Annotated in this window: 23 protein-coding genes; 15 read left to right on the forward strand and 8 right to left on the reverse strand. The window is 61.8% G+C overall.

Annotated elements, in window-relative coordinates:
• Positions 1–2 precede the first annotated feature (2 nt).
• From cysE to der, 11 genes are all read left to right on the forward strand, one after another.
• Positions 3–821 (forward strand): serine O-acetyltransferase, encoded by an 819-nt coding sequence (cysE, locus tag CNQ84_RS05730; protein WP_096003945.1) that lies wholly within the window; start codon positions 3–5, stop codon positions 819–821.
• Positions 822–827: 6 nt separating this feature from the next.
• Positions 828–1,979: an IscS subfamily cysteine desulfurase gene (locus CNQ84_RS05735; protein WP_096003946.1), complete on the forward strand. Its 1,152-nt coding sequence runs from the start codon at positions 828–830 to the stop codon at positions 1,977–1,979.
• 112 nt (positions 1,980–2,091) lie between these two features.
• Complete coding sequence (ndk, locus tag CNQ84_RS05740; protein ID WP_096003947.1) at positions 2,092–2,517, forward strand: nucleoside-diphosphate kinase; 426 nt, start codon at positions 2,092–2,094, stop codon at positions 2,515–2,517.
• A gap of 39 nt (positions 2,518–2,556) precedes the next feature.
• Positions 2,557–3,711: a dual-specificity RNA methyltransferase RlmN gene (gene rlmN / locus CNQ84_RS05745; RefSeq protein WP_096004040.1), complete on the forward strand. Its 1,155-nt coding sequence runs from the start codon at positions 2,557–2,559 to the stop codon at positions 3,709–3,711.
• A gap of 26 nt (positions 3,712–3,737) precedes the next feature.
• Positions 3,738–4,487 (forward strand): type IV pilus biogenesis/stability protein PilW, encoded by a 750-nt coding sequence (gene pilW / locus CNQ84_RS05750; protein WP_096003948.1) that lies wholly within the window; start codon positions 3,738–3,740, stop codon positions 4,485–4,487.
• A gap of 2 nt (positions 4,488–4,489) precedes the next feature.
• The gene (locus tag CNQ84_RS05755; protein WP_096003949.1) at positions 4,490–5,464 is read left to right on the forward strand and encodes a helix-turn-helix domain-containing protein; all 975 of its coding nucleotides are present in this window, start codon (positions 4,490–4,492) and stop codon (positions 5,462–5,464) included.
• Positions 5,465–5,478: 14 nt separating this feature from the next.
• Entirely contained in the window at positions 5,479–6,591 is a 1,113-nt protein-coding gene (gene ispG / locus CNQ84_RS05760; RefSeq protein ID WP_096003950.1) for a flavodoxin-dependent (E)-4-hydroxy-3-methylbut-2-enyl-diphosphate synthase, read from the forward strand.
• Positions 6,592–6,617: 26 nt separating this feature from the next.
• Entirely contained in the window at positions 6,618–7,895 is a 1,278-nt protein-coding gene (gene hisS / locus CNQ84_RS05765) for a histidine--tRNA ligase (protein WP_268877905.1), read from the forward strand.
• A gap of 39 nt (positions 7,896–7,934) precedes the next feature.
• Positions 7,935–8,579: a YfgM family protein gene (locus CNQ84_RS05770; protein WP_096003951.1), complete on the forward strand. Its 645-nt coding sequence runs from the start codon at positions 7,935–7,937 to the stop codon at positions 8,577–8,579.
• Positions 8,580–8,584: 5 nt separating this feature from the next.
• A complete protein-coding gene (bamB, locus tag CNQ84_RS05775) occupies positions 8,585–9,721 on the forward strand; it encodes an outer membrane protein assembly factor BamB (protein ID WP_096004042.1) in 1,137 nt (378 codons plus the stop codon).
• A 92-nt stretch (positions 9,722–9,813) separates the two neighbouring features.
• Positions 9,814–11,235: a ribosome biogenesis GTPase Der gene (der, locus tag CNQ84_RS05780; RefSeq protein ID WP_096003952.1), complete on the forward strand. Its 1,422-nt coding sequence runs from the start codon at positions 9,814–9,816 to the stop codon at positions 11,233–11,235.
• A 166-nt stretch (positions 11,236–11,401) separates the two neighbouring features.
• Here the strand turns inward: der and CNQ84_RS05785 are convergent, their stop codons facing one another.
• The gene (locus CNQ84_RS05785) at positions 11,402–12,508 is read right to left on the reverse strand and encodes an alkene reductase (protein WP_096003953.1); all 1,107 of its coding nucleotides are present in this window, start codon (positions 12,506–12,508) and stop codon (positions 11,402–11,404) included.
• A 116-nt stretch (positions 12,509–12,624) separates the two neighbouring features.
• Between CNQ84_RS05785 and CNQ84_RS05790 the strand changes: the two genes are divergently transcribed.
• On the forward strand, positions 12,625–13,014 hold the full coding sequence (locus CNQ84_RS05790) for a winged helix-turn-helix transcriptional regulator (RefSeq protein WP_096003954.1): 390 nt from the start codon (positions 12,625–12,627) through the stop codon (positions 13,012–13,014).
• Positions 13,015–13,032: 18 nt separating this feature from the next.
• On the opposite strand, the gene leuA is transcribed toward CNQ84_RS05790, so the two are convergent.
• The 3 genes from leuA to xseA all read right to left on the reverse strand — a co-directional run bounded on the left by leuA (position 13,033) and on the right by xseA (position 17,141).
• Entirely contained in the window at positions 13,033–14,703 is a 1,671-nt protein-coding gene (leuA, locus tag CNQ84_RS05795) for a 2-isopropylmalate synthase (RefSeq protein WP_096003955.1), read from the reverse strand.
• A 216-nt stretch (positions 14,704–14,919) separates the two neighbouring features.
• On the reverse strand, positions 14,920–15,762 hold the full coding sequence (locus CNQ84_RS05800; RefSeq protein WP_096003956.1) for a peptidoglycan DD-metalloendopeptidase family protein: 843 nt from the start codon (positions 15,760–15,762) through the stop codon (positions 14,920–14,922).
• Positions 15,763–15,764: 2 nt separating this feature from the next.
• The gene (gene xseA / locus CNQ84_RS05805) at positions 15,765–17,141 is read right to left on the reverse strand and encodes an exodeoxyribonuclease VII large subunit (RefSeq protein ID WP_096003957.1); all 1,377 of its coding nucleotides are present in this window, start codon (positions 17,139–17,141) and stop codon (positions 15,765–15,767) included.
• 395 nt (positions 17,142–17,536) lie between these two features.
• Here xseA and guaB point away from each other — a divergent pair, with 395 nt between their 5' ends.
• Together guaB and guaA are read left to right on the forward strand one after the other, a co-directional pair.
• Positions 17,537–19,009, forward strand: coding sequence for an IMP dehydrogenase (gene guaB / locus CNQ84_RS05810; RefSeq protein WP_096003958.1), 1,473 nt, complete (start codon positions 17,537–17,539; stop codon positions 19,007–19,009).
• 112 nt (positions 19,010–19,121) lie between these two features.
• Positions 19,122–20,702, forward strand: a complete 1,581-nt coding sequence (guaA, locus tag CNQ84_RS05815) for a glutamine-hydrolyzing GMP synthase (protein ID WP_096003959.1) — start codon at positions 19,122–19,124, stop codon at positions 20,700–20,702.
• 169 nt (positions 20,703–20,871) lie between these two features.
• Here the strand turns inward: guaA and CNQ84_RS05820 are convergent, their stop codons facing one another.
• Entirely contained in the window at positions 20,872–22,152 is a 1,281-nt protein-coding gene (locus tag CNQ84_RS05820) for an MgtC/SapB family protein (protein WP_217350055.1), read from the reverse strand.
• Positions 22,153–22,518: 366 nt separating this feature from the next.
• A complete protein-coding gene (locus CNQ84_RS05825; protein WP_096003961.1) occupies positions 22,519–23,241 on the reverse strand; it encodes an ATP-binding cassette domain-containing protein in 723 nt (240 codons plus the stop codon).
• Positions 23,242–23,509: 268 nt separating this feature from the next.
• On the opposite strand from CNQ84_RS05825, the gene CNQ84_RS20325 reads away from it, so the two are divergent.
• Positions 23,510–23,713 (forward strand): DesA/ISL3 alpha bundle tail domain-containing protein, encoded by a 204-nt coding sequence (locus CNQ84_RS20325; RefSeq protein ID WP_281254811.1) that lies wholly within the window; start codon positions 23,510–23,512, stop codon positions 23,711–23,713.
• A gap of 81 nt (positions 23,714–23,794) precedes the next feature.
• Here CNQ84_RS20325 and CNQ84_RS05830 read toward each other — a convergent pair whose 3' ends face one another.
• Both CNQ84_RS05830 and CNQ84_RS05835 read right to left on the reverse strand, forming a co-directional pair.
• Positions 23,795–25,396 carry an OpgD/OpgG family glucan biosynthesis protein gene (locus tag CNQ84_RS05830; RefSeq protein WP_096003962.1) on the reverse strand — a complete coding sequence of 534 codons (1,602 nt, stop codon included), beginning with the start codon at positions 25,394–25,396 and terminating at the stop codon, positions 23,795–23,797.
• Positions 25,397–25,629: 233 nt separating this feature from the next.
• On the reverse strand, positions 25,630–26,490 hold the full coding sequence (locus CNQ84_RS05835; protein WP_096003963.1) for an AraC family transcriptional regulator: 861 nt from the start codon (positions 26,488–26,490) through the stop codon (positions 25,630–25,632).
• Positions 26,491–26,537: the final 47 nt, after the last annotated feature.

Raw genomic sequence — 26,537 nt, forward strand, 5'->3', positions numbered from 1 at the left:
CCATGTTTGCTCGGATGAAAGAAGATATCGCCAGCGTATTCCACCGTGACCCTGCCGCGCGCAACACGCTGGAAGTGCTGACCTGCTATCCCGGCTTGCATGCGGTCTGGCTACACCGTGTGGCGCATGCGCTGTGGGTGCGCCGTGCCTTTTTGCTGGCGCGTATGGTCTCGCACCTGGCGCGTTGGCTGACCGGGATCGAAATTCACCCTGGCGCCCAGATCGGTCGCCGCTTTTTTATCGACCACGGCTTTGGTGTGGTGATCGGTGAAACCACCGAAATCGGCGACGATGTCACGCTCTATCAGGGCGTAACCCTGGGTGGCACGAGCTGGGATCAGGGTAAACGTCACCCAACGCTGGAAGACGGTGTGGTCGTGGGCGCCGGTGCCAAGGTGCTTGGGCCTTTCACGGTCGGAGCGGGTGCCAAGATCGGCTCCAACGCGGTGGTCACCAAGGCGGTGCCGGCTGGTGCCACGGCGGTCGGTATTCCGGGGCGGATTATTCCCAAAGAGCCGGAGCCTGAGGCCAAGACAGAGCAGCAGGTCAAGCGTGAGGCGATGGCCGAGAAGCTGGGCTTTGATGCCTATGGTGTGAGTCGCGACATGCCGGATCCGGTGGCTCGTGCCATCGGTCAGATGCTCGACCATATGCATGCGGTGGACAGCCGACTGGAGGGCATGTGCAAGGCGCTCAGCGAGCTGGGCAGTGACTACTGCGCCAAAGAGTTGCCAACCCTGGGTGGCGAGGATTTCGAGTTGCTGAAGGATGAGTCGCAACCGTTGGTTGAAGTGGACGCTGCCAGCGACAGTAAGGCCTGAGGTGATATGAAACAGCCTATTTATCTGGATTATGCGGCGACCACGCCGGTTGATCCGGCGGTAGCCGAGAAGATGATTGCCTGCCTGACCATGGACGGCAACTTTGCCAACCCGGCTTCGCGCTCGCACGTCTACGGCTGGAAGGCCGAGGAGGCGGCAGAGAATGCCCGTCGTCAGGTGGCGGATCTGGTGGGTGCAGACCCGCGCGAGATTGTCTGGACCTCCGGTGCCACCGAGTCGAACAATCTGGCCATCAAGGGCATGGCTCATGCGCTCAGCGCGCGCGGCCGTCATCTGGTCACCTCGACTATCGAGCACAAGGCGGTGCTCGACTGTTTCAAGCAGTTGGAGCAAGAGGGGTGCGAGGTCACCTGGCTGCAGGCTGACGCCAGCGGCGTAATTGCGCCCGAGCAGTTGCGCTCAGCGCTGCGCGAGGACACGGTGCTGGTCTCGCTGATGCACGTGAACAACGAGATTGGCACGATCAACGATATTCGCGCGCTGGGCGAGCTGGCTCAGGGCGCTGGTGCCGTGTTTCATGTCGATGCGGCGCAGTCGACCGGCAAGTTGCCGATTGACCTGAAGACCCTGCCGGTCGATCTGATGTCCTTTAGCGCTCATAAGACCTACGGTCCCAAGGGGGTGGGTGCGCTGTTTGTGCGGCGCGGCCTGATGCCGCGGCCGCAGGCGCAGATTCACGGTGGCGGCCACGAGCGTGGGTTGCGCTCGGGTACGCTGGCAACCCATCAGCTCGTTGGTATCGGCGCTGCGTTCGAGCTGGCCGGCCAGGTGCGCGAGCAGGAGAGCGCACGTATCACGGAGCTGCGTGATGCGCTGCTTGCAGGGCTGGAGGGGCTTGATGGGGTTAGCCTTAATGGCAGTGCCGAGTTACGCGTACCGCATAATCTCAATCTGGCCTTCGCCGGTGTGGATGGCGAGCTGCTGCTGCTGTCGCTCAAGGAGCTGGCGCTGTCCAGCGGGTCGGCCTGTACCTCGGCCGCCGTCGAGCCGTCGTACGTGCTGCGCGGCATCGGCCTGAGCGATGAGTTGGCCCATAGCTCCATTCGTCTGTCGTTGGGGCGTTATACCAGCCTGGAAGACGTGCAGCGCGCCGCCCAGGTCATCTGTCAGGTGGTGCCGCGCCTGCGTGCAAGCTGACGGTCCGCCGTCAGCTATGCTGCTGTTATCTATTTGTCTTTAACCTGCGTATAATCCGCAGGTTAACCATCTTTTGTAATTTCATTCTGTAACTATCTGTCTGGAGAGTTTTATGGCCGTTGAACGCACCCTGTCCATCATCAAGCCCGATGCCGTTGCCAAGAACGTCATTGGCGAGATTCTGACCCGTTTTGAGCAGGCTGGTCTGCGCGTTGTCGCAGCCAAGATGGTTCAGCTGTCCCAGGCCGATGCCGAAGGCTTCTACGCCGAGCACAAAGAGCGTCCCTTCTTCAAGGATCTGGTTGGCTTCATGACCTCTGGCCCGGTTGTTGTACAAGTGCTGGAAGGTGAAGGCGCGGTACTGAAGAACCGTGACCTGATGGGCGCTACCAACCCGAAGGAAGCCGCTGCCGGTACCATCCGCGCCGACTTCGCCGAGTCCATCGATGCCAACGCCGTGCACGGTTCCGACTCCACCACTTCCGCTGCCCGTGAAGTGGCTTACTTCTTCGCCGAAACCGAACTCTGCCCGCGCTAAGGCCGGGTCTGGTTCTCTCAGCCGAGTGATGTGATCGCCATGACCGATACCACCAGCAAGACCAATCTGCTGGGTCTGACACAGCAGAAACTGGAAGCTTTCTTCGAGGGATTGGGAGAGAAGCGTTTTCGTGCCGGCCAGGTCATGAAATGGATGCATCACTATGGCGTGGACAACTTCGATGACATGACCAATATCGGCAAGGCTCTGCGCGAAAAGCTCAAGGCCAATGCCGAGATTCGTGGCCCCGAGGTTGTCAGCGAAGATATCTCCCGCGACGGCACACGCAAGTGGGTCGTCCGGGTCGCCTCGGGCAGTTGCGTCGAGACCGTGTACATTCCGCAAAACGGACGCGGCACCCTGTGTGTCTCCTCCCAGGCGGGTTGTGCACTGGATTGCAGCTTCTGCTCGACCGGCAAGCAGGGCTTCAACAGCGATCTGACCGTGGCCGAGATCATTGGCCAGGTGTGGATTGCCAGCAAGTCCTTCGGTTCTATTCCGGCAACCGCCGACCGTGCCGTCACCAACGTGGTGATGATGGGCATGGGTGAGCCGCTACTGAATTACGACAACGTTGTGGATGCCATGACGTTGATGATGGATGACCTGGGCTACGGTATTTCCAAGCGCAAGGTGACGCTGTCCACCTCGGGCGTGGTGCCGATGATCAACAAGCTGGCCGAGGATATGGATGTTGCCCTGGCGCTGTCGCTGCACGCGCCGAACAACGCGCTGCGCAATCAGCTGGTGCCGCTGAACAAGAAGTATCCGCTGGAAGTATTGCTGCCGGCCTGCAAGAGCTACATCGCCGGGCTTGGCGAAAAGCGTTCGCTGACCGTCGAGTACACCCTGCTCAAGGGCGTCAATGACCAGCCCGAGCACGCCGCCGAGATGATCGAGCTGCTGCGCGATATCCCGTGCAAGATCAACCTCATCCCCTTCAACCCCTTCCCGCATTCCGGTTACGAGCGACCCAGCAACAATGCCATTCGCCGTTTCCAGGACCTGTTGCACAACGCCGGTTATAACGTCACTGTGCGTACAACGCGCGGTGAAGACATCGATGCCGCCTGCGGTCAGCTGGTGGGGCAGGTGATGGACCGCACCCGACGCAGCGAGCGCTACATTGCGGTGCGCCAGCTGGCGGCCGATGCCACTGACGCGAGCGAGCGCAATCAGCGCAACGCGGGTTAAACACTCAAGCCGGAAAGGATGTTGACATGAGCAAGCCAAGCGCCGCGATCCTGCTACTCAGCCTGCTGCTGGCAGGCTGTGTCACGACGGGAGACAAGCCCCGCAAGGTTGACCCTGAGGCGGCGCGTGATGCCTACATCCAGCTGGGCATAGGCTATCTGCAAAAGGGCGAAACCGAACGTGCCAAGCAGCCGCTGAGCGAAGCCCTCAAACTTGATCCGCGCTCGGCATCGGCCAATATGGTGCTGGCGCTGGTGTTTCAGCAGGAGGGAGAGTATCCCGCTGCCGAGCAGCATTTTCGCGCAGCACTCTCGGCCGACCCTGCCAATGCCCGTATTCTCAACAACTACGGCGCCTTTCTGCTGGATCGCGAGCGTTATGCCGAGGCGCTGAGCTATTTCCAGAAGGCGGCGGAAGATACCCTGTACAGCGAGCGTTCGCGTGTGTTTGAGAATATGGGTATCACCTACATGCGCATGGGCGATGCCGCCTCGGCGCGCGAGAATCTGGAGCGCTCGCTGCGGCTGAACGGCCGCCAGCCGCGGGCATTGTTTGAACTGGCACAATTGGAGTTTGATGCTGGCGAGTTTGTCCCGGCGTGGAACCATTATCGCCGCTTCGACCAGCTGTCCACTCAAAACGCCGCCAGCCTGTGGCTTGGCGTGCGTCTGGCCCGTCGATTTGAAGATCACAGCAGCGCTGTCAGCTACGGCCTGCAACTCAAACGCCTTTATCCCAACAGTCCCGAAGCGAAAGCGCTTGTGGAGTCCGAATAGTCATGAGTTCCGAGCGTCATGATGCAATGGCAGGCATGGCAGAAACTGGTTCCTTGGGTAGCCCCGGGCAAACACTGCGTGAGGCGCGTGAGGCGCGCGGCATGTCTGTTGCCGAGGTGGCGCAGGAACTCAAGATTTCCCGCCAGGCGGTAGAGCGTCTGGAGCAGGGGCAGTATGACAGCCTGCCCGGCGATACCTTTGCGCGTGGCTACATTCGCAGTTACGCGCGTCTCATGGGGATGGATCCGGCGCGTCTGGCGCTAGCCTTCGACCGTGAGCGCGGTATCGAGGTGCGTGAGCGCAGCGTCAGCAGCATCACCCGCGTTGAGCCGCCGAGCCGCAGTGGCCGGACCTTGATGTGGTGGAGTTCGGTGTTGATTGTCGTGGCGTTGGTGTTGTCTGCACTGTGGTGGTACGAAACCAGTCAGCCGGCGCTTGCTCCACTGCCTGAGCTGGACGAGCTGGACTCGCAGACCTTGCTGGACGATGTTGAGGTTGATGCGATTACCTTGCCCGAATCCATCGCGGAGCAAACCGACGGCGTACCCGCCGATCTGCTGCCCGCTGAGTCCGCGGGCACTTCGACCGAAGGTGAGGCTGAGCCGAGCGACGCGCCGGCCGCCGCAAACAATGACGCGCCGGCTCAAGCAGCCGCCTCGCAGGACGTTGAAAACGACGCTGCCGAGGTTGCGGCAGCCGGCGCTGCGTCCACTGAATCGGCCGCTCCGGCCAGCAGCGCTGGCCTGGTCCTGAGCGTTGCTGCTGACTGCTGGGTCCAGGTGTCTGCTGCGGACGGCCGCGTGCTGCACAGCGCCTTGATGCGTGAAGGGCAGACGCTTGAGTTGCCGCCGTCCGGGGCGCTCGATCTGGTTATTGGCGATCGCAGCGCGGTCACCGCGATTCGTTTCCAAGGACATTCCGTCACACTGCCGCCGCAGGGGCGTTCGGGCGTTGTCCGCATGCGCCTGGGCGAGTAGGAGGTCAGTCAGTTATGCAGCATCAGTCGCCCGTCAAACGGCGCGTTTCCCGGCAGATCAAGGTCGGTTCGGTTCTGGTTGGCGGTGATGCGCCAATCTCGGTACAGAGCATGACCAACACCGAAACCTGCGACGTCGCCGCCACCGTGGCCCAGATACGGCGCCTGGAAGAGGTGGGCGCCGATATCGTGCGGGTCTCGGTGCCGAGTATGGAGGCAGCCGAGGCTTTTGGTGAAATCCGCAAGCAGGTGGGTATTGCCCTGGTCGCGGATATTCACTTTGACTACAAGATCGCCCTGCGGGTGGCCGATCTGGGTGTCGACTGTCTGCGCATCAACCCGGGCAACATCGGCCGAGAAGATCGCGTCAAGGCGGTAGTCGATGCGGCGCGCCACAACGGCATTCCGATCCGCATTGGCGTCAACGCCGGGTCGCTGGAAAAGGATCTGCAGAAAAAGTACGGCGAGCCCACGCCGGCTGCGCTGGTCGAGTCGGCCATGCGCCACGTCGAGCATCTGGATCGACTGGACTTTCAGGACTTCAAGGTCAGCGTAAAGGCATCCGACGTGTTTATGGCCGTCGATGCGTATCGCCTGCTGGCTACGCAAATCGAGCAACCACTGCATCTGGGTATCACCGAAGCCGGTGGCCTGCGCTCTGGCACGGTGAAGTCTGCGGTCGGGCTGGGCATGCTGCTGGCTGAGGGCATTGGCGACACCATCCGGATTTCGCTGGCCGCTGACCCGGTCGAGGAGATTCGGGTCGGCTTCGATATCCTCAAGTCCCTGCGACTGCGCTCGCGTGGTATCAACTTCATCGCCTGCCCGAGCTGCTCGCGGCAGAACTTTGATGTGGTCAAGACCATGAACGAGCTTGAGACGCGGCTTGAGGATGTGCTGACCCCCATGGATGTTGCCGTGATTGGCTGCGTAGTTAATGGCCCGGGCGAAGCCAAGGAGGCCGATATCGGCCTGACCGGCGGCACCCCGAACAACCTGATCTATCAGGACGGCAAGCCGGACCAGAAGGTGGATAATCTGGAATTGGTCGACCGGCTGGAAAAAATGATTCGAGACAAGGTCGCAGCCAAGCAGGCGGCGGAAGCCAATACCATCGCCCGCGGCTAAGCGACCCAGTAACTAGGAAAGCGACTTTGAAGACCCTGCAAGCCGTGCGCGGCATGAACGACATCCTGCCCGCCGACAGCGCGCTCTGGCAGTATCTGGAGCGCACCGTAGCCGACCTGCTGGCGGGCTACGGCTACCAGCAGATCCGCCTGCCTATCGTCGAGCCGACCGAGCTGTTCAAGCGCTCGATCGGCGAGGTGACCGACATCGTCGAGAAGGAGATGTACACCTTTGACGATCGCAACGGCGACTCCCTGACCCTGCGCCCGGAAGGCACCGCCGGTTGCGTGCGCGCCATGCTGCAGCACGGTCTGCTGGGTGGCGGCGTGGGCCACAAGGTGTGGTACACCGGCCCGATGTTCCGGCACGAGCGGCCACAGAAGGGGCGCTACCGCCAGTTTCATCAGATTGGCGTGGAGACCTTCAACTTCGCCGGCCCGGATGTGGATGCCGAGCTGATCGTGCTGTCCTGGCGGCTGTGGCAACGCCTGGGTATCAGTGGCGCGGTCAAGCTGGAGCTCAACAGCCTGGGCAGTTCGGAAGACCGCGCACGCTACCGTGACGATCTGGTGGCGTATCTGCAGGCCCGCTTCGATCAGCTGGACGAAGACAGCCAGCGTCGCCTGGCCAGCAACCCGCTGCGTATCCTCGACAGCAAGAACCCGGATACTCAGGCGCTGCTGGTTGAGGCCCCCAAGCTGGCCGACTACCTGAATGATGAAGCGCGTGCGCACTTCGCCGGCTTGCGCAAGCTGCTCGACGCCGTTGGCATTCCCTATGAAATCAATCCGCGCCTGGTGCGTGGGCTGGACTACTACGGTCTGACGGTGTTCGAATGGGTCACCGATCAGCTGGGCGCCCAGGGCACTGTCTGTGCCGGTGGTCGTTACGATGGTCTGGTTGCTCAGCTCGGCGGCAAGCCCGCCCCGGCGGTTGGCTTCGCCATGGGGATGGAGCGACTGCTGCTGCTGATCGAGACCCTCGAGCAGGTGCCGGCTGAACTGGCCCGTCAGGTTGATGTCTACCTCGTCACTCTAGGGGAGGCTGCCGAACTGGCTGGCCTGCGTCTGGCCGAACAACTGCGAGACGCGCTGCCCGAGCTGCGTCTGGTGGTGCACGCCGGTGGCGGCAGCTTCAAGAGCCAGTTCAAGAAGGCCGACAAGTCCGGCGCATTGTTCGCGCTGGTGCTGGGTGAAGATGAGGTGAGCGCCGAGCAGATCGGCCTCAAGCCGCTGCGCAGCGGCGCAGAACAGGAAAACCTGAGCTGGCAGGCATTGCCGGCTCGGCTTGCAGAGATTATCTGAACGGCATGATCCGTTCCCGGTACCGCTAAGGAGCATTGCGTGGCTTACGACACAGAAGAAGAACAGGTAGAAAAACTGCGAGAGCTCTGGCAGCGCCATGGCGCACCGCTGCTGACCGGTGTTGCTCTGGCATTGGCTGGTGTGTTTGGCTGGAATGCCTGGCAGAACTACGAAACCACCCAGGCGCAGAACGCCTCCACTCTCTATCAATCGATGATGGAAGCGGTGCTGGCAAGCGATACCGAAGCGTCCCGTGCCCGTGCTGCCGAGTTGGCCGCGCAGCTGCGCGATGAATTTGACCACACCCGTTACGCTGATTTTGCCGCGCTGATGCAGGCGCGTCTGGCCGTTGAGGCGCGGGACTTCCCGGTGGCCGAACAGAGCCTGCGTGAGCTGCTCGACAGCACAGACGATGTGGCCCTGCAGGAAATTGCTCGCCAGCGTCTGGCCCGCATTCTGGCCCAGCAGGATCGCGCGGAAGAAGGACTCGAGCTGTTCAGCTCTCCGGTCAGTGGCGCCGAGTTGACCGCCAGCCGCGAAGAGGTGCGTGGTGATTTGCTGGTCAGTCTGGGCCGCAACGACGAGGCGCGCGCCGCCTATCAGGCCGCGGTAGATGCGTTGACTGACGCCTCTGCACGTCCGCAACTGCAATTGAAGCTTGATGATCTGGCGGAGGAAGCCTAGTGAAGATGTTGTCTCGTTGTCTGATCCTTGGTCTGTCCGCGGCCATTATGGTGGGGTGCAGCTCCAACAAGAAGGAGCTGCCGCCGGCCGAACTGGAGAAATTTGATGCCGAGGTCGAGCTGGACCGCATCTGGAAGCGCAACATTGGGGTTGGTCAGGGCGACCTGTATAACAACCTGACCCCCGCGCTGGACGGCCTGACGCTTTACGCTGCCGACGCCAAGGGGCGTGTGGTAGCCCTGGAGCGCGAGACCGGCAAGGAAAAGTGGGAAGTCAAACTTAAAGAGCCGCTGTCGGGTGCCGTTGGCGCGGGTGGTGGCCTGGTGCTGGTCGGTACCCTGGATGGTCAGGTGATTACCCTGGATGAAGCCGACGGCAGCGAAAAATGGCGCGCCCAGGTGTCCAGCGAGGTGCTGGCCGCTCCGCAGACCAACGGTGATGTCGTGGTGGTGCAGACCCAGGATGACAAGCTGGTTGCGCTGGATATCAGCAACGGCGAACGCCGCTGGATCTACGAATCGACTCTGCCGGTTCTGACCGTGCGCGGCCACAGCGAGCCGCTGGTTGATGTTCGTCAGGTGTTCGCGGGTCTGGCCAGTGGCAAGGTTGTGGCGTTGTCCGCCGAGACGGGTATCCCGATGTGGGAGCAGCGTATAGCGCAGCCCACAGGGCGTTCCGAGCTGGAGCGTATGGTCGATATCGACGGTCGCCTGCTGCTGGATGATCAGACCCTGTACGTGGTGTCCTACCAGGGCAACGTGGCCGCGCTGGATGCCCAGTCCGGTCGTCCGCTCTGGCAGCATGCTGCCTCCAGTTACACCGGTCCTGGCGCTGGCTTCGGCAGTGTCTACATCAGCGAAGCCGATGGCACCGTGCAGGCGCTGGATGCCGGCAGTGCGACCGAGCTGTGGAGCACCGAGGCACTGGCCCGGCGCCAACTCACGGCCCCGGTCGCCTTCAGCAACTTTGTTGCGGTGGGTGACTATGAAGGTTACCTGCACCTGTTGGCGCAGACCGACGGCCGTATGGCCGGGCGTGTTCGGGTAGACGGCGACGGCCTGCGTGCTGCCCCGCTCACCGTGGGTGACCTGCTGTTTGTCTATGGCAACAGTGGCGACCTGGCTGCCTACAAGCTGAAGTAAGCCGAAAAGCGGTTATACTTTCCCGGCCGTTACACAGTCAGGTGTAACGGCCGTTTTGTTTTTTCTGCACAGCAGATGTGCGCGGAGTAATCATGGTTCCTGTCATCGCCCTGGTGGGGCGGCCGAATGTCGGCAAATCCACGTTGTTCAACCGTCTGACCAAGAGTCGCGACGCCATTGTTGCCGACGTCTCCGGGTTGACCCGTGACCGCCAGTACGGTGAGGCCGTATGGCAGGGCAAGCCTTATATCGTGGTCGATACCGGTGGTATCAGTGGCGACGAGGAAGGCCTGGATCTGATGATGGCCGGGCAATCCCTGCAGGCCATCGAAGAGGCCGATGCCGTGCTGTTTCTGGTCGACGCGCGTGCTGGTCGCACTGCTGGCGATGAGCAGATTGCCGCGCACCTGCGCAAGCGCAACAAGCACACCTATCTGATTGCCAACAAGATTGATGGGGCTGACCCGGACGCCATTCTGGGTGAGTTTGCCACCCTGGGGCTGGGGCAGCCGCTGGGTATTGCTGCTGCGCACGGGCGCAATATCAATCCGATGCTGGATGCGGTGCTCAACGACGAGAGCTTGCAGGTGACCGGTGAAGAGGGGCGCGTCGTTGAGCCCATCGGTACCAAGATCGCGATTATCGGCCGCCCCAACGTGGGCAAGTCCACGCTGGTCAACCGCATGCTGGGTGAAGACCGGGTTGTGGTGTTTGATCAGGCCGGTACCACCCGCGACAGCATCTACATTCCCTACGAGCGTCATGACAAGCCCTACACGCTGATCGACACCGCCGGTGTTCGTCGTCGTGGCAAGGTGTTTGAGGCGATCGAAAAGTTCTCGGTGATCAAGACCCTGCAGGCCATTCAGGATGCCAACGTGGTGGTCTTTGTGATCGATGCCCGTGAAGGCATCGTCGAGCAGGATCTTCACCTGCTGGGCTTTGTGCTGGAAGCGGGCCGGGCGCTGGTGATTGCCGTCAACAAGTGGGACGGCATGGCGCAGGAAGAAAAGGACTTCGTCAAGACCGAGCTGGAGCGCCGGCTGATCTTTGCCCAGTTTGCCGACCTCCATTTCATTTCAGCGTTGCACGGCAGTGGCGTGGGCTTGCTCTACAAGTCGGTTGATCAGGCTTATACCGCCGCCATGACCAAGATTCCGACCCGCCGCATGACCGAAATTCTGGAAGATGCCGTGACCGAGCACCAGCCGCCGATGGTCAACGGCCGCCGGATCAAGCTGCGTTATGCGCACCTGGGTGGCTCCAACCCGCCGATCATCGTGGTGCACGGCAACCAGGTCGATTCTGTACCGCGTTCCTACACGCGCTATCTGGAAAATACCTTCCGCAAGGTGCTCAAGCTCAAGGGCACGCCGATTCGGGTCGAGTACAAGGGCAGCGACAACCCCTATGCCGACCGAAAGAACACGCTGACCGAGCGTCAGGTGAACAAGAAACGCCGGTTGATGAGCCACAACAAGAAGATGAAGAAAAAGGGCAGGGACAAGCGCTGATCCTGCTCACACAAAAAAGCCGGCATCATGCCGGCTTTTTTTGTGTCTGCTATTCAGGCATCTATTTGCTCTGCAGGTGGGGGAGGTCGTTGCGCTCGCAGGGACGCAACATGTCGCGTCCGTAAGGTGCGCGCGCTGCGTGCCCATCCCCGTGCAGTTGCACTCTTCAGGCATCCATGGTCGGGTAGTCGGTGTAGCCCTCGGCGCCGCCGCCGTACAGGGTGCGCGGGTTGACCTGATTCAACGGTGCGCCGGCCTGCAGGCGGGCCACCAGATCAGGGTTGGCAATGTAGGGGCGACCAAAGGCGGCAAATTGCGCCAGGCCGCTGTCCAGTGCCTCGGCGGCACTGTCACCGTCCAGTCCGCCGGCAAGGATAAAGTCGCCCTTGTAGACCTTGCGCAGCGCCGCCAGCAACTCGTCGAAGCCTTCGTAGCTGCCGCCGGCCCAGTCGGGCTTGTTCACGTGTACATAGGCCAGACCACGGCTGTTCAGCTTGCCCAGCAGGTAGCTGAATGTCTCCAGCGGGTTGGCGTCTTCAACACCATTAAAGGTACCGAGGGGCGAGATGCGAATGCCGACGATACCGGCGTCGCCTGCGGCTGCCACCACGGCGTCAACGACCTCCAGTACCAGGCGGGCGCGGTTTTCGACGCTGCCGCCGTAGTTGTCGCTGCGCTGGTTGCTGTTTGAGCAGAGGAACTGGTCCAGCAGGTAGCCGTTGGCAGCGTGAATTTCAACGCCGTCAAATCCGGCCTGCAGTGCGTTGCGGGTGGCTTGTGCGTAGGTTTCCACCACCTGAGGCAGCTCGGCGGTTTCCAGCGCGCGGGGGGTGGAGGCGGCTGCCTTGTGATGGCTGCCGTCCGGTTCCTGCACGTAGACGTCCGCTTTGGCGACAATGGCAGAGGGGGCGACCGGTGCCTGACCGTTGGGCTGGATCAGGGTGTGCGAGATGCGGCCAACGTGCCACAGCTGCAGGAATATCCGGCCGCCGGCGTTGTGTACCGACTCGGTCACGGCCTTCCAGCCGTCGATCTGCTCTGCGCTGTGGATGCCGGGCGTCCAGGCATAGCCTTGCGCCTCGGGGCTGATCTGTACGCCTTCACTGATGATCAGGCCGGCGTTGGCGCGCTGGGTGTAGTACTCCACGTTCAGTGCCTGCGGCAGGTTGCCGGGCTGGGCTGCGCGCTGACGGGTCAGCGGGGCCATTACAACACGGTTGGGCAGGTCTAGGCTGCCCAGGCGGGCAGGTTGAAACAGGGTGGTGCTGGGCATGGATGTCTCCCGGATTCTGTCATCGGCGAATTGCCAATGCCGGACATTATGGGGGTGGCAATCTTTTTAACAAGTACGTACGATTTGCGCAGTCACTTACCCTGAGGTAACCATTGATGACCGAAGAGCAACTGCGTATCGCCGCGAGCAAGCGCCTGGAGCGCGACGGCAAGGTTTACGCCACACCGATAGAAGTTACGCTGGACGTCATTGGCGGCAAGTGGAAATCGGTGCTGGCCTACCACATCATTCAGGGGCCGCAGCGGTTTTCCGAGCTCAAGCGGTTGGTGCCGGGGATTACCGAGAAGATGCTGACCCAGACGCTGCGCGAGCTGGAGCGCGACGGTGTGGTCAGTCGGACGGTGTTTGCCGAGGTGCCGCCGCGGGTCGAATACCGGATCACCGAGCACGGTGCCAGCTTGCAGCCGGTACTGGCGGCGATGTGCGCCTGGGGTAGAGGTCACTGGCAGCAAGGCGCTGCCAGTTCAGAGGGCATGCGGAATTAATCAGCGCTTCCTTAAGGCTCAGGCGGCTTGTGCTTCGGCCTGACGCAGCGCGCGGTTGAGTGCGCTGAACAGGGCGCGGAAGCTGGCGGTGGTGAGGTTTTCGTCAATGCCGATGCCGTGCAGCGGACGACCGTTGTCGAGGCGAATCTCCACATAGGCGGCCGCCTTGGCATTGCTGCCCGAGCCAATCGCGTGCTCGTGGTAGTCCATAATCTCTACCTTGACCGGCAAGCCGGCGACCAGTGCTTCCAGCGGGCCTTTGCCCAGGCCGCGCCAGTGCAGGGTCTCGCCCTTGTTGAGCACTTCCACGTCGACGGCACTGGTGCCGTTCTCTTCCTGCAGACGGTGGCGGATCAGTGCATAAGGGCTGGTCGCCTGTACGTATTCCTTCTCCAGCAAGCCGTGGATCTGCGCGGCGGTCAGCTCCAGACCCAGGCGGTCGGTTTCGCCCTGTACCACCTGGCTGAACTCGATCTGCATGCGGCGCGGCAGGCTGATACCGTACTCCTGCTCCAGCAGGTAGGTGATGCCACCCTTGCCCGACTGGCTGTTGACGCGGATGACCGCCTCGTAGCTGCGACCAATGTCCGCCGGGTCAATCGGCAGGTAGGGCACTTCCCAGACGCCGTTCGGGTCCTGTTGGCTGAAGCCCTTGCGAATCGCATCCTGGTGCGAGCCGGAGAAGGCGGTGTGAACCAGATCGCCCACGTACGGGTGACGCGGATGCACCGGCAACTGGTTGCACTCCTCGACCACCTTGCGCACGGCGTCGATATCGGAAAAGTCCAGCCCCGGGTGCAGGCCCTGGGTGTACATGTTCAGTGCCACGTTGACCAGATCAACGTTGCCGGTGCGCTCGCCGTTGCCGAACAGGCAGCCCTCGACGCGATCGGCACCGGCCATCAGGCCCAGTTCGGTCGCGGCCACGCCGGTGCCACGGTCGTTGTGGGTGTGCAGGCTGACCAGCACGCTGTCGCGGCGGCTGATGTGACGGCAGAACCACTCGATCTGATCGGCGTAGATGTTCGGGGTGGACACTTCGACAGTGGCCGGCAGGTTGAGGATGACCTTGTTCTCCGGAGTCGGCTGCCAGACATCCAGTACGGCGTCACAGACCTGAACGGCAAAGTCCAGCTCGGTGGAGGTGAAGATCTCCGGTGAGTACTGGAAGGTCCACTGGGTTTCCGGCTGCTTGGCGGCCAGCTTCTTGATCAGCTTGGCGGCGTTGACGGCGATATCGGTTACGCCCTGCTTGTCCTGCTTGAACACAATGCGGCGGAAGCTGGGTGCGGTCGCGTTGTAAACGTGGATGATCGCTTTCTTGGCGCCACGCACGGACTCGAAGGTGCGCTCGATCAGGTCGGCACGGGCCTGGGTCAACACCTGAATGGTGACGTCATCGGGGATGTGGCCATCTTCGATCAGGGTGCGCACAAAGTCGAAATCGGTCTGTGAGGCAGACGGGAAGGCGACCTCGATCTGCTTCAGGCCCACGGCCACCAGCGTCTTGAAGAAACGCAGCTTGCGCACCGGGTCCATCGGCTCGATCAGGGACTGGTTGCCATCACGCAGGTCGGAGCTGCACCACACCGGGACTTCGGTGATGGTGCGGCTGGGCCACTGGCGGTCAGGAATGTCGATCGGCTGGAACGCACGATACTTGCTGGACGGATCTTTGAGCATGCTCATGGTTTGGGTTTCCCTGGGCTGGTTGGCCTCTTGTGAAGGCCAAAGGCAGTAACAAATAAGGAGCTAGTTGCAGTAGAAGGTAATGGCTGTGGTTTATGCTTGCAACAAGATGAAAAAAATTGGCAGAAATCACTTCTTGGGCGATAAATGTTGGTTTTTATTGCCTGCTCTTCGGGATTTCTGCCAGATGTTTGCGCGGCGATTTCAGGCTGGCTGTCAAGGCTCAAAGGTACCAATGAAGATGGCCGGATCAATGCGGCTGCCATTCAGGCTGACATTCCAGTGCAGGTGCGGGCCGGTAGCGCGGCCGGTAGAACCCACCTTGCCGAGAACGCCGCCGCGGGGGATTTCCTGACCCACGGCCACGTCAATGGCTGACAGGTGGCAGAACATGCTGATCAGCCCCTGGCCGTGGTCGACGAATACCGTTTTGCCGTTGAAGAAGTAATCTCCCACCAGAATCACCTTGCCTGCCGCGGGTGCCTTGATTGGTGTGCCGGTACTGGCGGCAAAGTCGAGGCCCGAGTGCGGGTTGCGTTCCTCGCCATTGAAGAACCGACGCACACCAAAGGGGCTGGACTGGCGGCCCGGGACGGGGCGGTCAAACAACAGGTTGCTGGGCTGGCGCGGGCTGAACTGCGCGTAGGCGTCGGTCTGTTCTTTCAGTTCCCGCTGGATGCGTGCCAGCTGGGCTGGCGCCGGGTTGACCTGGCTCTGGTTGCGCAGGGTGATGTGCTGCTGGTCGTACTCGCGTGGATTGACGGTAAAGCTCAATTGGCTGCCGTCTTCCAGTGTGATGTGCTGCTGGCCGGTAGCGGTATCCAGGCCCAGTCCGACGATGGCGATCCAGCGTTGGCCATCTTCGCGGATGGTCAGCAGCGGTTTGCCCTGATAGGTGGCCCGTGGCGCTTCGGCCTGTTCGGGCAGGGCTACCACGGCCACTCCGCCGGGTACCGGTTTGTCGAGCAGGCGGGTGATGAAACCGTCGGCCAATGCCGGCAGGCTGAACGCCGCCAGCAGCAGGGCCGCCAGTGGGCGGCGCAGTCGATGTATGTGCATGGTTAATCCAGCAGTGACAGGGTGTGGGGTTCGTCTTTTATGACCTCTACCGCCAGCGTGCCGTCTTGCAGGCGCACGTTCAGGCGCTGCCCGGGGCGGGTGTCGCCGGCGCTGCGCACCGCCTTGCCGTGCTGGTCCAGCAGAATGCTGTAGCCACGCCCCAGGGTGGCCAGCGGGCTCATCAGATGCAGGGCCTGTACTTGCTGTTGCAGGCGCGTGTGTTGCTGCTTGAGCTGTTGCTGCATGGCGCGCGGCAGGCGCTGATCCAGTTGCTGCCATTGTTCCTGCAGGCGCTGCAGGCGGCGCCCCGGGTGCTGCGTCGCCAGTCGGGTCTGCAGGTGTTGCAGGCGCTCGTTGCGCTGGCGCAGGCGGGTTTCCAGCGCCCGGCGCAGGCGCAGTTCCATTTCGTCCAGGCGCTGGGCCTGCTGGCTCAGCCGCTCGCCCGGGTGGCGCAGGCGGCGGCGCAGGCCATCGAGTTGCAGGCGGGCGCGGCTCAGGCGCTCGGCCAGTCGTTGCTGCAAGCGGCGCTGCAATTGCTCGACCTGGCGCAGCAGCGCCTGGCGGTCCGGGCTCAGCAGTTCTGCCGCCGCTGACGGGGTAGGGGCACGCACGTCGGCGACAAAATCACTGATCGAGATATCGGTTTCATGGCCCACCGCGCTGATGGTAGGGGTGCGGCAGGCGGCCAGTGCGCGGGCGACCATCTCTTCGTTGAACGGCCACAGATCTTCCAGCGAGCCGCCACCACGGCTGAGGATGATGGCGTCAAAGCTGGCGCGGTCGGCCCGCTCCAGCGCCTGCACCAGCTGCGGCGCGGCCTCGCGGCCCTGCACGGCGGCCGGCACGATGACCAGCTCGATAAAGGGCGCGCGGCGGCCGAACACGCTGATGATGTCGCGTACTGCTGCACCGCTGGGCGAGGTGATTACACCGATGCGGGTCGGGTGTTCGGGCAGCGGCTGCTTGCGCTCGGCGGCAAACAGGCCCTCGCTCTGCAGCTTGGCCTTGAGCGCCTCAAAGGCCTGGCGTAGCGCGCCGTCACCGGCGGTCTCGACGCTGTCGACAATCAACTGATAATCGCCACGGCCCTCATACAGGCTGACCCGGCCGCGGGCGCGAATCTGCTGGCCGTCGCGCATCGCCAGGCGCACGCGGGCGGCGTGCTGGCGGAACAGGGCGCAACGAATCTGCGCGCGGTCGTCCTTCAGCGTGAAGTACATGTGGCCGGAGCTGGGCCGCGACAGGTTGGACAGCTCGCCCTCGACCCAGATACGCGGAAAGACATCTTCCAGCAGTTGTCTGGCGCGGGCATTCAATTGGCTGACGCTGAGTACGTCTGGCTCGGCGGTGAGCTTCTGAAACAGGTGGTCGTCGTTCATGGGCGCATTCTAACAGGCTGCTGACAATCTACCCGCATTGTCGCTGCCGCGTTAACCGTGCGCATTTGTTTTATGACAATTGCGTCTGCTTGCCGGTTTTTTGCCTTGTAAAGACGCCTGCGTCTGCGCGCTCAGCCGCTTGCCAGAGCCTCCGGCGAGCGCTCAAGCATGCATCTGCTGCGTTGCGCTGCTTGCCAATAGAACCACTATTGGCTGCACATCGCGCCTTGCAGCTACACGCTTGAGCACTCGCAGAGGGCGTGTGGAATTGATCAGTGCTTCCCTTGCCGCCACGCCTTGCGTATTCTGGCATTTAGAGTGCTCAAGCCAATTGAGTGCAACCGGGCTGACAGGTATAATGGCGCGCTTCCATTTTTCCCGCTCGGGAGCCTGCTATGCTGCGTATTCGCCAAGAAGCACTTACCTTTGATGACGTTCTCCTGGTGCCCGGATACTCCGAGGTCCTGCCCAAGGACGTGAGTCTCAAGACCCGTCTGACCCGTCGTATCGAACTGAACATCCCGCTGCTGTCCGCTGCCATGGACACCGTCACCGAAGCTCGTCTGGCGATTGCCATGGCGCAGGAAGGTGGCATGGGCATCATCCACAAGAACATGACCGTCGAGCAGCAGGCCGCCGAAGTACGCAAGGTCAAGAAATTCGAGTCTGGCGTGGTGCGCGACCCGATCACCATCGATGCCAGCGCCACGGTTGCCGACCTGATCGAGCTGACCAGTCAGAACAACATCTCCGGTGTGCCGGTGCTGTCCAACGGCGATCTGGTCGGCATCGTCACCGCCCGTGACATCCGCTTCGAAACCCGCATGAACGCGCTGATCAGCGAGGTCATGACGCCGAAAGAGAAGCTGGTCACGGTCAAGGAGGGGGTTGCAGCCACCGAAGTACGCCAGCTGCTGCACATCCACCGCATTGAAAAAGTCCTGATCGTTGACGATGCCTTCCGCCTGCAGGGCATGATGACCGTCAAGGACATCGAAAAGGCCCGCGCCTACCCGAATGCGGCCAAAGACGACCAAGGCCGCCTGCTGGTTGGCGCCGCGGTCGGCACCGGCCCCGAGACGCCTGCCCGGGTTGAAGCGCTGGCTGCTGCCGGCGTTGACGTGATCATCGTGGATACCGCGCACGGCCACTCCAAGGGCGTGATTGATCGCGTCAGCTGGGTCAAGCAGACCTTCCCGCATATCCAGGTCATCGGCGGCAACATCGCCACCGGTGCCGCCGCCAAGGCACTGGCCGAGGCCGGCGCTGATGCGGTCAAGGTCGGTATCGGCCCCGGCTCCATCTGCACCACCCGTATCGTTGCCGGTGTTGGCGTACCGCAAATCTCTGCCATCGCTGATGTGGCTGCTGCGCTGGAAGGCACCGGCGTACCGCTGATCGCGGACGGCGGCATCCGCTTCTCCGGTGACCTGGCCAAGGCCATCGCCGCTGGCGCATCCGTTGTGATGATGGGCTCCATGTTTGCCGGTACTGAAGAAGCACCGGGCGAGGTCGAGCTGTTCCAGGGCCGTTCCTACAAGGCTTATCGTGGCATGGGCTCGCTGGGCGCCATGGCCAACTCCGGCGGCGGCTCGGCTGACCGCTACTTCCAGGATTCCAGCGCTGGCGCCGAGAAACTGGTACCGGAAGGGATCGAAGGCCGCGTGCCGTATAAGGGCGCACTGGCTGCGATCATCCATCAACTGATGGGTGGGCTGCGTGCCTCGATGGGCTACACCGGCTCCAGCTCCATCGACGAGATGCGCACCCAGCCCGAGTTTGTTCGCATTACCGGCGCCGGTATGAGTGAATCGCACGTCCATGACGTACAGATCACCAAGGAAGCACCGAACTATCGGGTAGGTTGAGCGCAGCTCAACCCGCCAGCGGCAAGCTGAAAGCCTCAAGCTGCAAGCAGTACGGCCTGTACTTGTAGCTTGCGGCTTGGCGCTTGTAGCTTACTTTTTCTGAGGAAATTCCATGTCCCTGCAAGATATCCATGCGCACCGCATCCTGATTCTGGACTTCGGTTCCCAGTACACCCAGTTGATCGCCCGCCGGGTCCGTGAGATTGGCGTTTACTGCGAGATCCATCCCTGGGACATGAGCGCCGAGGACATCAACGCCTTCGCGCCGCGCGGCATCATCCTGGCCGGTGGCCCGGAGTCGGTACACGCGGCTGACAGCCCGCGTGCGCCGCAGGCGGTATTTGATCTGAACGTACCGCTGTTCGGTATCTGCTATGGCATGCAGACCATGGCCGACCAGCTGGGCGGCAAGGTGGAAGGCTCCAATCTGCGCGAGTTTGGTTATGCTCGTGTGGATGTGGTCGGCAAGGCCCGCCTGCTCGACGGTATCGAAGACCACGTCGACGCCGATGGTGTGCTGGCGCTGGATGTCTGGATGAGCCACGGCGACAAGGTCAGTGCCATCCCGGAAGGTTTTCACGTACTGGCCAGCACGCCAAGCTGCCCGATTGCGGCCATGGCGGACGATGAGCGCGGCTACTACGGCGTGCAGTTCCACCCGGAAGTCACCCACACCAAACAGGGCGGTCGTATCCTCTCGCGCTTCGTGCTGGATATCTGTGGCTGTGAAGCGCTGTGGACGCCGGCCAACATCGTGGAAGATGCCATCGCTACCGTCCGCGCTCAGGTAGGGGACTCCAAGGTGCTGCTGGGTCTGTCCGGTGGTGTGGACTCCTCTGTCGTGGCGGCGCTGCTGCACAAGGCCATCGGTGACCAGTTGACCTGCGTGTTTGTCGACAACGGTCTGCTGCGTCATCAGGAAGGTGATCAGGTCATGGCCATGTTCGCCGAGAACATGGGCGTCAAGGTCATCCGTGTTGATGCCGAAGACCTGTTCCTCGGCCGTCTGGCCGGCGTGTCCGACCCGGAAGAGAAGCGTAAGGTGATTGGTCGCACCTTTATCGAGGTGTTCGATACCGAAGCAACCAAGCTCAAGGATGTGAAATTCCTCGCCCAGGGCACCATCTACCCTGACGTGATCGAGTCGGCCGGTGCAAAGACCGGCAAGGCCCACGTGATCAAGTCGCACCATAACGTCGGCGGCCTGCCTGACGACATGGCCTTTGAACTGGTCGAGCCGCTGCGCGAACTGTTTAAGGATGAAGTCCGCAAGATCGGTCTGGAACTGGGCCTGCCCTACGACATGGTCTACCGTCACCCGTTCCCGGGTCCGGGTCTGGGCGTGCGTATCTTGGGTGAAGTGAAGAAGGAATACGCCGACCTGCTGCGTCTGGCGGATCACATCTTCATTCAGGAGCTGCACAACTTTGACTGGTACCACAAGACCAGCCAGGCCTTCGTGGTGTTCCAGCCGGTCAAGTCGGTCGGTGTGGTCGGTGACGGTCGTCGCTACGCCTGGGTCGTTGCCCTGCGTGCGGTAGAAACCATCGACTTCATGACCGCCCGCTGGGCGCACCTGCCGTACGAGCTGCTGGAGAAGGTCTCCAACCGCATCATTAACGAAATCGACGGCATCTCACGCGTCACCTACGACGTCTCGAGCAAGCCGCCGGCGACGATTGAGTGGGAGTAAGTCGCTTTATATAGGTCATTGTTTCTATTGGGATAATGGCCTGTATATGAGCGTACGGAGCAAACCCCTGGTTGTTATGGCAGCCAGGGGTTTTCTTTTGCTCGCATGACGCCATATCCAGCACGCTCAACCGACCTTGCCCGCCTGGGCCGCTGCCAGTTCGCCCGCTTCAGCTCATGACTGACTGCAGCCAGGCGGCCAGTACCCCCGCGCCGACGGCGATGACCATTGGAATGGCCACCCTGAGCCCCAGGCTGCGGGTGCCGAATATCAGTGCCATCGCTGCCTTGATCAGGCTGTTACTGAGGGCCGCCAGCAGTATGGCGATGACCGCGGTTTCCTGATCCAGTGAACCCAGAGACAAACGGGCGATGGCCAGGGTGATCGCGTCTACATCTACAAGGCCGGATACCACCGACAACATCAGTACGCCCTTGTCGCCCAGCCATTGCGTGAGTAGTTCGGCTAGCAGCAGAATCGCCGTCAATAGCGCGCCGAACATCAGCGCCGAACTGAGATCCAGCGGGTTCTTGTTAAGTGTGGGCTGCTCCGTGGTGAGTGTGTCTCGATGCTGATACCAGATCAGCAGGGCAGGGATATAAATAAACAGTACGGTGATCAGTACCGGCCCCAGCAGAACGGGCAGCAGTGCCTGATTCAGCAGCGTGCAATACACCAGAATGCGCGGGAACATGGTGCCACAGGCAATGAGAATGCCTGCAGCCAGCTGCGGGCTCAGCTCGTCGGCCGAACGTGACGCCTTGGCATAGTGCAGGGTCAGCGCGGTGGAAGAGCTGAGTCCGGCAAACAGGCTGGTGAACAGAATACCTTTGGCAGTCCCAGCAACACGGACGGCAAAGTAGCCGATGAACGAGATCATGGCGATCAGCACCACCATGATCCAAATGTTGTACGGATTCAGCGCTTCGCCAGGCCCGAACCCTCTGTTGGGCAGCAGTGGCAACATAACCACGGTAATCAGCAGCAGTTTCAGGCCGGCATCCAGCTCTTTTTCCTGCAGGCGGTTGAGCAGGCCGTGAATCTCCTCGCGATTGTCGAGAATGATTGCGGTGATGACGGCGGCGGCCGCCGCCAGCGCGGGTGAGATGGCAATCGTTACCGCGCCGTAACTGAAGGTCAGCAGCAGGCAAATCAGGTTGGTGATGCTGAAGGTGTTTTGCTGGCGCGCCTGGTGATTGAAAGCCACCAGGGTAATGGCCGTCAGCGACAGCATCGCTGCCGGCAGCACCCAGATGGTTATCTCCTCTGCCAGCAAGGCGCTGATGCCCCCAAACAGTCCCACCAGGGCAAAGGTGCGAACGCCGGCAATGCGCTCGCCCGCCTTTCTGTTGCGTGCCTGCCAGCCCCGCTGAATGCCGATCACAGCACCCAGCAGCAGGGCGATCCCCAAGTGCAGAGCCTGCTGGTTACTCAGCAGAAAATCGTTCACGATTCCGTTCATCTCATCCCGTTGTCATGGCTAGCTGTCTAGCGACAGACTAATCCTTTCGTCAGCACGCAACTACCCGGTCGCTGCAGCTATTGCCCGGTTGTAGAGTGCAGCCCGCATGGCTATGCCGGGTAAGGACCAAGCGTAAGCGCTGCTACCACGCCGCAACAGCGGCGAATTTGTGAATGCACCAAGAAGCGAGGCGGCAGCAAGAACAAGACCGCTTTCTCCGTAGTCAAGCCAATGGCTGTTGAGCGCCTGCAATGCAGCGTAAGCGTCCTTACAGCAACAGGTGCGCATGAATGGCCAAACGGGTTTGTAAGCGCTCGCCCAAGGCGCTGGCGCTTACAAACCACTATTCACGAGTCAGGCAAGGCAGACGGAGTGTGAGGGCTGGCTTTTTAAATACGCACAAAGAAACGGGCCGATCACGGATTTTGGTTCTGTCTGCAGACCTGCAGGTCCCCCCTGATAAATGATGTGGCCACCGTATTTCCCTGCGCCCGGTCCCATTTCAATGACATGGTCAGCGGCTGCGATCATATCCAGATTGTGTTCGACGATGATGAGTGTGATCCCTTGCTCGACGAGGGTGCCGAGTAGCTGTATCAGGCGCTCTATGTCCTGAGTGGGAAGACCCGATGTGGGCTCATCAAACACGTATATCTGGCCACTGAGGCCGAGTTCCTTTGCCAGCTTCAGCCGCTGCCGCTCCCCCCCTGATAAGGTCGAAAGGCGCTGTCCTATCTGCAGGTATCCCAATCCCACCTGCTCCATTCGTGCCATCGTTTCCCTGATCTCTGGGTTGCCATCAAACAGCCGTCGAACATCGGGCGCACGCATGCGCATAACCTGATCGATGGGGTACCCTTTGACCCGAACAGCACGGGCCTCAGCGTTATAACTCGAGCCGCCGCACACTTCGCACACCGATTCAACGGTGTCCAGAAAGGCCAGATCAGTGCGGACGACACCGCGACCTTTGCAAGTCGGGCATGCCCCGGCAGCGTTGTTGCTAAACAAGCCAGCAGGTTTGCCGCTCTGGCGGGCGAAGACGCGGCGAATATCGCCTAGGCCGGGTTGCATCATAAGTCCGATGTACAAACGGCCGCGGGTTTCGCTACGAACATGGCAACAAACGGCGGGTATGCGTCGCGCGGAAACACATTAGCCGCAAGGCCATCGACTGGCCTGTCAGTCCTCGCTGCGCTGGTCATGAAGGTGTTTTGGGGGATGTTGGTAATGGTCGAACCGTGTTTCGAGTAGAGGGCCGCCTTTTTCTGTTTCGCCGCGGAATTCCGGTAAAGATACAAGCAAGAACACCGATTGGATTAATGATGTTCGTGCGAGCAAAACCATCTACGACAAACCTGCGCGCAAGGTCATCAAGCAGGTACGCTGGCCTCTGCTGCGTAGCCCCGAGAACCTCAAGCGTGAAGAACAGCGCCTGCACCTGCAGGACTTGTCGGTAGAAAGTCAGTCGCTGATAGTCGTGTATTTGTTCAAGGCCGAGCTGAAGACGCTCTGGGCGCCCGTCTCTGCCCCGGGGCTGGCGGGATAGTGGCTCCTTCTTTGTGAAGATCAAGAGCAGCTACCCCGGAATTCCGTGAAGACCCTTTTTTGTATGCGGTCGCAGACGTGCTTACTGCACCTTGCCGATGGCCCACTCGGGCTTGAACTGATAAAGCCAGGTTTCGGTCAGCGGCTTGCCGTCCAGTTCCATGTACATGCGCAGGTCGGCGACCTGATCGGGCTCCAGCTCCAGGTCGAAGCTGGCACGCCAGACGTTGCCGTTGGGTACCGGGCGGGCGAAGGTGCGGCTGACGATGCCGGCGCTGGTGCTGACTTTGACCTCGGGAAAGACGCCGTAAGGAATCTGCTGCATGACCTCAGGGCGATCAAATTCGACCGTGAAGTTATAGACGTTGTCGGGACGCTCGTGGCCGGGTTGGCCGCCGCGGCCGATGCGGGTGGCGATGGTCTGGGCGATGTTGGTGGCCGGTACCGGGCTCAGATCCTGCCAGTGCAGGCGGTAGTGGAGGTCATATTCGCTGCCCTTGCTGGCCTTGCCGTCCGGGACCCAGAAAGCGCCGATGTTGTCGTGGATTTCATCGTCGGTGGGGATTTCCAGCAGTTGTACGCTGCCTTTGCCCAGCGGTTTGAGCGGCTCGACCCAGACGCTGGGACGGCGGTCGTAGAAGACCCCGTCCTGGTAATGGTCGAAGTTGCGGTCGCGCTGCATCAGGCCAAAGCCCTTGGGGTTTTCATCGGCAAAGGCGGATACGCGGGTGGCGTCGGGGTTGTTCAGCGGCCGCCAGATGCGCTCGCCGGAACCGGTCCACAGCGCGAGTCCGTCGGAATCGTGTACTTCCGGGCGCCAGTCCTTGAGGCGCTCTGCGCCGTATTCGCCAAACCAGAACATGGAGGTCAGCGGCAGCAGGCCAAGCCGATCAACGTCTTCGCGCAGGAAAATCCGCGCCTCAACGTCCATGACTACAGGCGCGCTGCGGTCCGGGCCGCGGGTCATCGTGAAGTGATAGGCGCCGGTCACGCTGGGCCCATTGAGCAGGGCGTGGACGGTGACCGGTGTGTCGGGCGTGGCATCGCCTTGCTGCTCGATATAGAACTCGGTGAAGTCCGGAAACTCTTCCGGCTGGCCGGCGACGGCAGGGTCAATCGCGATACCGCGGGCTGACTGGCCGTACTGCCCATCGGCGCCGATGGAGCGGAAGTAGGAGGCGCCCTGAAACGCGACCCAGTCCTGTTTTACCCAGTCCTCAGCCGTGTGCCACTCCTGCAGACGAAAGCCGGCGAAGCCGGCATCGGCAGGCAGCTCACGGGCGGGATTGTCCGCCGGCATGTTGAAGAAGTCGGCCGAGTAGGGGATCTCGACGGCTTCGCCCTGATTGACCATGAACATGTGTACGCCCTTGGGCGCGTACTTGCCCAGCGGGAAGAACACCAGCGGGTAGCCCTCGGTTGCCTCGGTGTCAGGCTGGCCGGAGAAGGGCGCACGCTGGGTGTCGAAGACGAGCTCGCCGTGCCGTGCGTAGTCAATCTGCTGGACGACCTCGGGGGCGGGCAGCGCGGGCGCCTGGTAGGGGGTGCTGGCCATGCTGCGGGCGCGCTCTACCAGGGCATCGTAACTGAACGGCTGCGGCTCGTTTGCGGCGAGTGCGAAGGTGGGCAGCAGTATGGCGCCGGCGAGCGCGGCGGCGCCTTGCCGCAGGTATCGTCTGTTCATGGTCCGGGCTGGCTCTCCACAAGGCGTTGAGTTTGCGTATCCAGGCCAAAAGTGCCGTCGGCTGGCGCCCGTTGAACAGAGCGTGCTGGATCTGCATCTGGCGGGTTAGAGGCGTAGCGCAGGGTGGTGGTTCCTGCCACTGGGTAAAGTCGGGCTACTTTGTGTGCCGGTTGGCAGAACCTGAGGGCGTTGTTCTAGAGCGCTTGGCGTCAGGCGGCGGCGATTGTGGCCGCTTAGCTCGGGTTGGCCTTTCTGTCCTGCGCCGGCGACAGGCCGAACAGTCGGCTGTACTCACGGCTGAACTGCGAGGCGCTTTCATAACCGACCGCGAAGGCGGCGGCGCTGATGCTCTTGCCGCGGCCCAGCATCTGGTTGCGGGCGTCGATCAGGCGCAGGTGCTTCTGAAATTGCAGCGGCGTCAGAGACGTGTAGGCGCGAAAGTGCAGATGAAAGGCCGAACGGCTCATGCCGGCGGTGGCGGCCAGGGTGCTGACCGACAGCGGGTTGCGGTAATCGCTGCGCAACAACTTGACCGCGCGGGCGATACGCAGCGCGTGACCGTCTGACTGAGCCAGCTCGTGCAGTTGCGGGCCTTCGGGGCCCAGCAGCAGCCAATGGTGGATTTCGCGCAGCAGGCCGGTGCCTAGCGCGGCCAGTGAAGTGGGATCATCGAGCAGGCTGATCAGTCTACGCATGGCATCGAGCAGCGGAGCGCGGGTGTCCTGCGGCGGGCTTACTGGCGCACTGTCGTGCAGCTCGATCAACTCACCCAGCAGGCCGATATTCAGGTCCAGCGCGATGGACATATAAGGTGCCGCGACGCTGGCGCCGGCGATGCGTGTCAGTGTCGGCGTATTGCGGGCCACCAGCATGAAGTCGCCGGCGTTGTAGCGCTCGGTGCGCTGATCAATGTCGACTTCTTTGCTGCCCTCCAGGACCAGACACAGCAGTGGCTGGACGATTGCGTGATCGACTGCTGCCGGCGAGGTTCTGCGCAGCAGCACCAGCCCCGGCACCGGTGTGCTGATCAGCGGGCCGCTGTTGGCGTGCCTTTGGCAGAAGTGGCGGGTGGCGTCGACGAGGGCTTTGTTCATGTACTCATTCTGCGCTGGCGCTGAGTTTCGGGTAAAGCCACCTGGAT

The organism is Pseudomonas abyssi (genome assembly GCF_002307495.1).
GTDB classification, from domain to species: Bacteria; Pseudomonadota; Gammaproteobacteria; order Pseudomonadales; family Pseudomonadaceae; genus Halopseudomonas; species Halopseudomonas abyssi.

What these genes read in the sequence shown, in the direction of transcription:
- xseA (WP_096003957.1), bottom strand. Translation starts at nt 17,141, where the DNA reads ATGAACGACGACCACCTGTTTCAGAAGCTCACCGCCGAGCCAGACGTA.
- pilW (WP_096003948.1), top strand. Translation starts at nt 3,738, where the DNA reads ATGAGCAAGCCAAGCGCCGCGATCCTGCTACTCAGCCTGCTGCTGGCA.
- CNQ84_RS05785 (WP_096003953.1), bottom strand. Translation starts at nt 12,508, where the DNA reads ATGCCCAGCACCACCCTGTTTCAACCTGCCCGCCTGGGCAGCCTAGAC.
- CNQ84_RS05835 (WP_096003963.1), bottom strand. Translation starts at nt 26,490, where the DNA reads ATGAACAAAGCCCTCGTCGACGCCACCCGCCACTTCTGCCAAAGGCAC.
- CNQ84_RS05825 (WP_096003961.1), bottom strand. Translation starts at nt 23,241, where the DNA reads ATGATGCAACCCGGCCTAGGCGATATTCGCCGCGTCTTCGCCCGCCAG.
- ispG (WP_096003950.1), top strand. Translation starts at nt 5,479, where the DNA reads ATGCAGCATCAGTCGCCCGTCAAACGGCGCGTTTCCCGGCAGATCAAG.
- CNQ84_RS05830 (WP_096003962.1), bottom strand. Translation starts at nt 25,396, where the DNA reads ATGAACAGACGATACCTGCGGCAAGGCGCCGCCGCGCTCGCCGGCGCC.
- leuA (WP_096003955.1), bottom strand. Translation starts at nt 14,703, where the DNA reads ATGAGCATGCTCAAAGATCCGTCCAGCAAGTATCGTGCGTTCCAGCCG.
- CNQ84_RS05755 (WP_096003949.1), top strand. Translation starts at nt 4,490, where the DNA reads ATGAGTTCCGAGCGTCATGATGCAATGGCAGGCATGGCAGAAACTGGT.
- CNQ84_RS05800 (WP_096003956.1), bottom strand. Translation starts at nt 15,762, where the DNA reads ATGCACATACATCGACTGCGCCGCCCACTGGCGGCCCTGCTGCTGGCG.
- CNQ84_RS05735 (WP_096003946.1), top strand. Translation starts at nt 828, where the DNA reads ATGAAACAGCCTATTTATCTGGATTATGCGGCGACCACGCCGGTTGAT.
- ndk (WP_096003947.1), top strand. Translation starts at nt 2,092, where the DNA reads ATGGCCGTTGAACGCACCCTGTCCATCATCAAGCCCGATGCCGTTGCC.
- guaB (WP_096003958.1), top strand. Translation starts at nt 17,537, where the DNA reads ATGCTGCGTATTCGCCAAGAAGCACTTACCTTTGATGACGTTCTCCTG.
- der (WP_096003952.1), top strand. Translation starts at nt 9,814, where the DNA reads ATGGTTCCTGTCATCGCCCTGGTGGGGCGGCCGAATGTCGGCAAATCC.
- guaA (WP_096003959.1), top strand. Translation starts at nt 19,122, where the DNA reads ATGTCCCTGCAAGATATCCATGCGCACCGCATCCTGATTCTGGACTTC.
- cysE (WP_096003945.1), top strand. Translation starts at nt 3, where the DNA reads ATGTTTGCTCGGATGAAAGAAGATATCGCCAGCGTATTCCACCGTGAC.
- rlmN (WP_096004040.1), top strand. Translation starts at nt 2,557, where the DNA reads ATGACCGATACCACCAGCAAGACCAATCTGCTGGGTCTGACACAGCAG.
- bamB (WP_096004042.1), top strand. Translation starts at nt 8,585, where the DNA reads ATGTTGTCTCGTTGTCTGATCCTTGGTCTGTCCGCGGCCATTATGGTG.
- CNQ84_RS05790 (WP_096003954.1), top strand. Translation starts at nt 12,625, where the DNA reads ATGACCGAAGAGCAACTGCGTATCGCCGCGAGCAAGCGCCTGGAGCGC.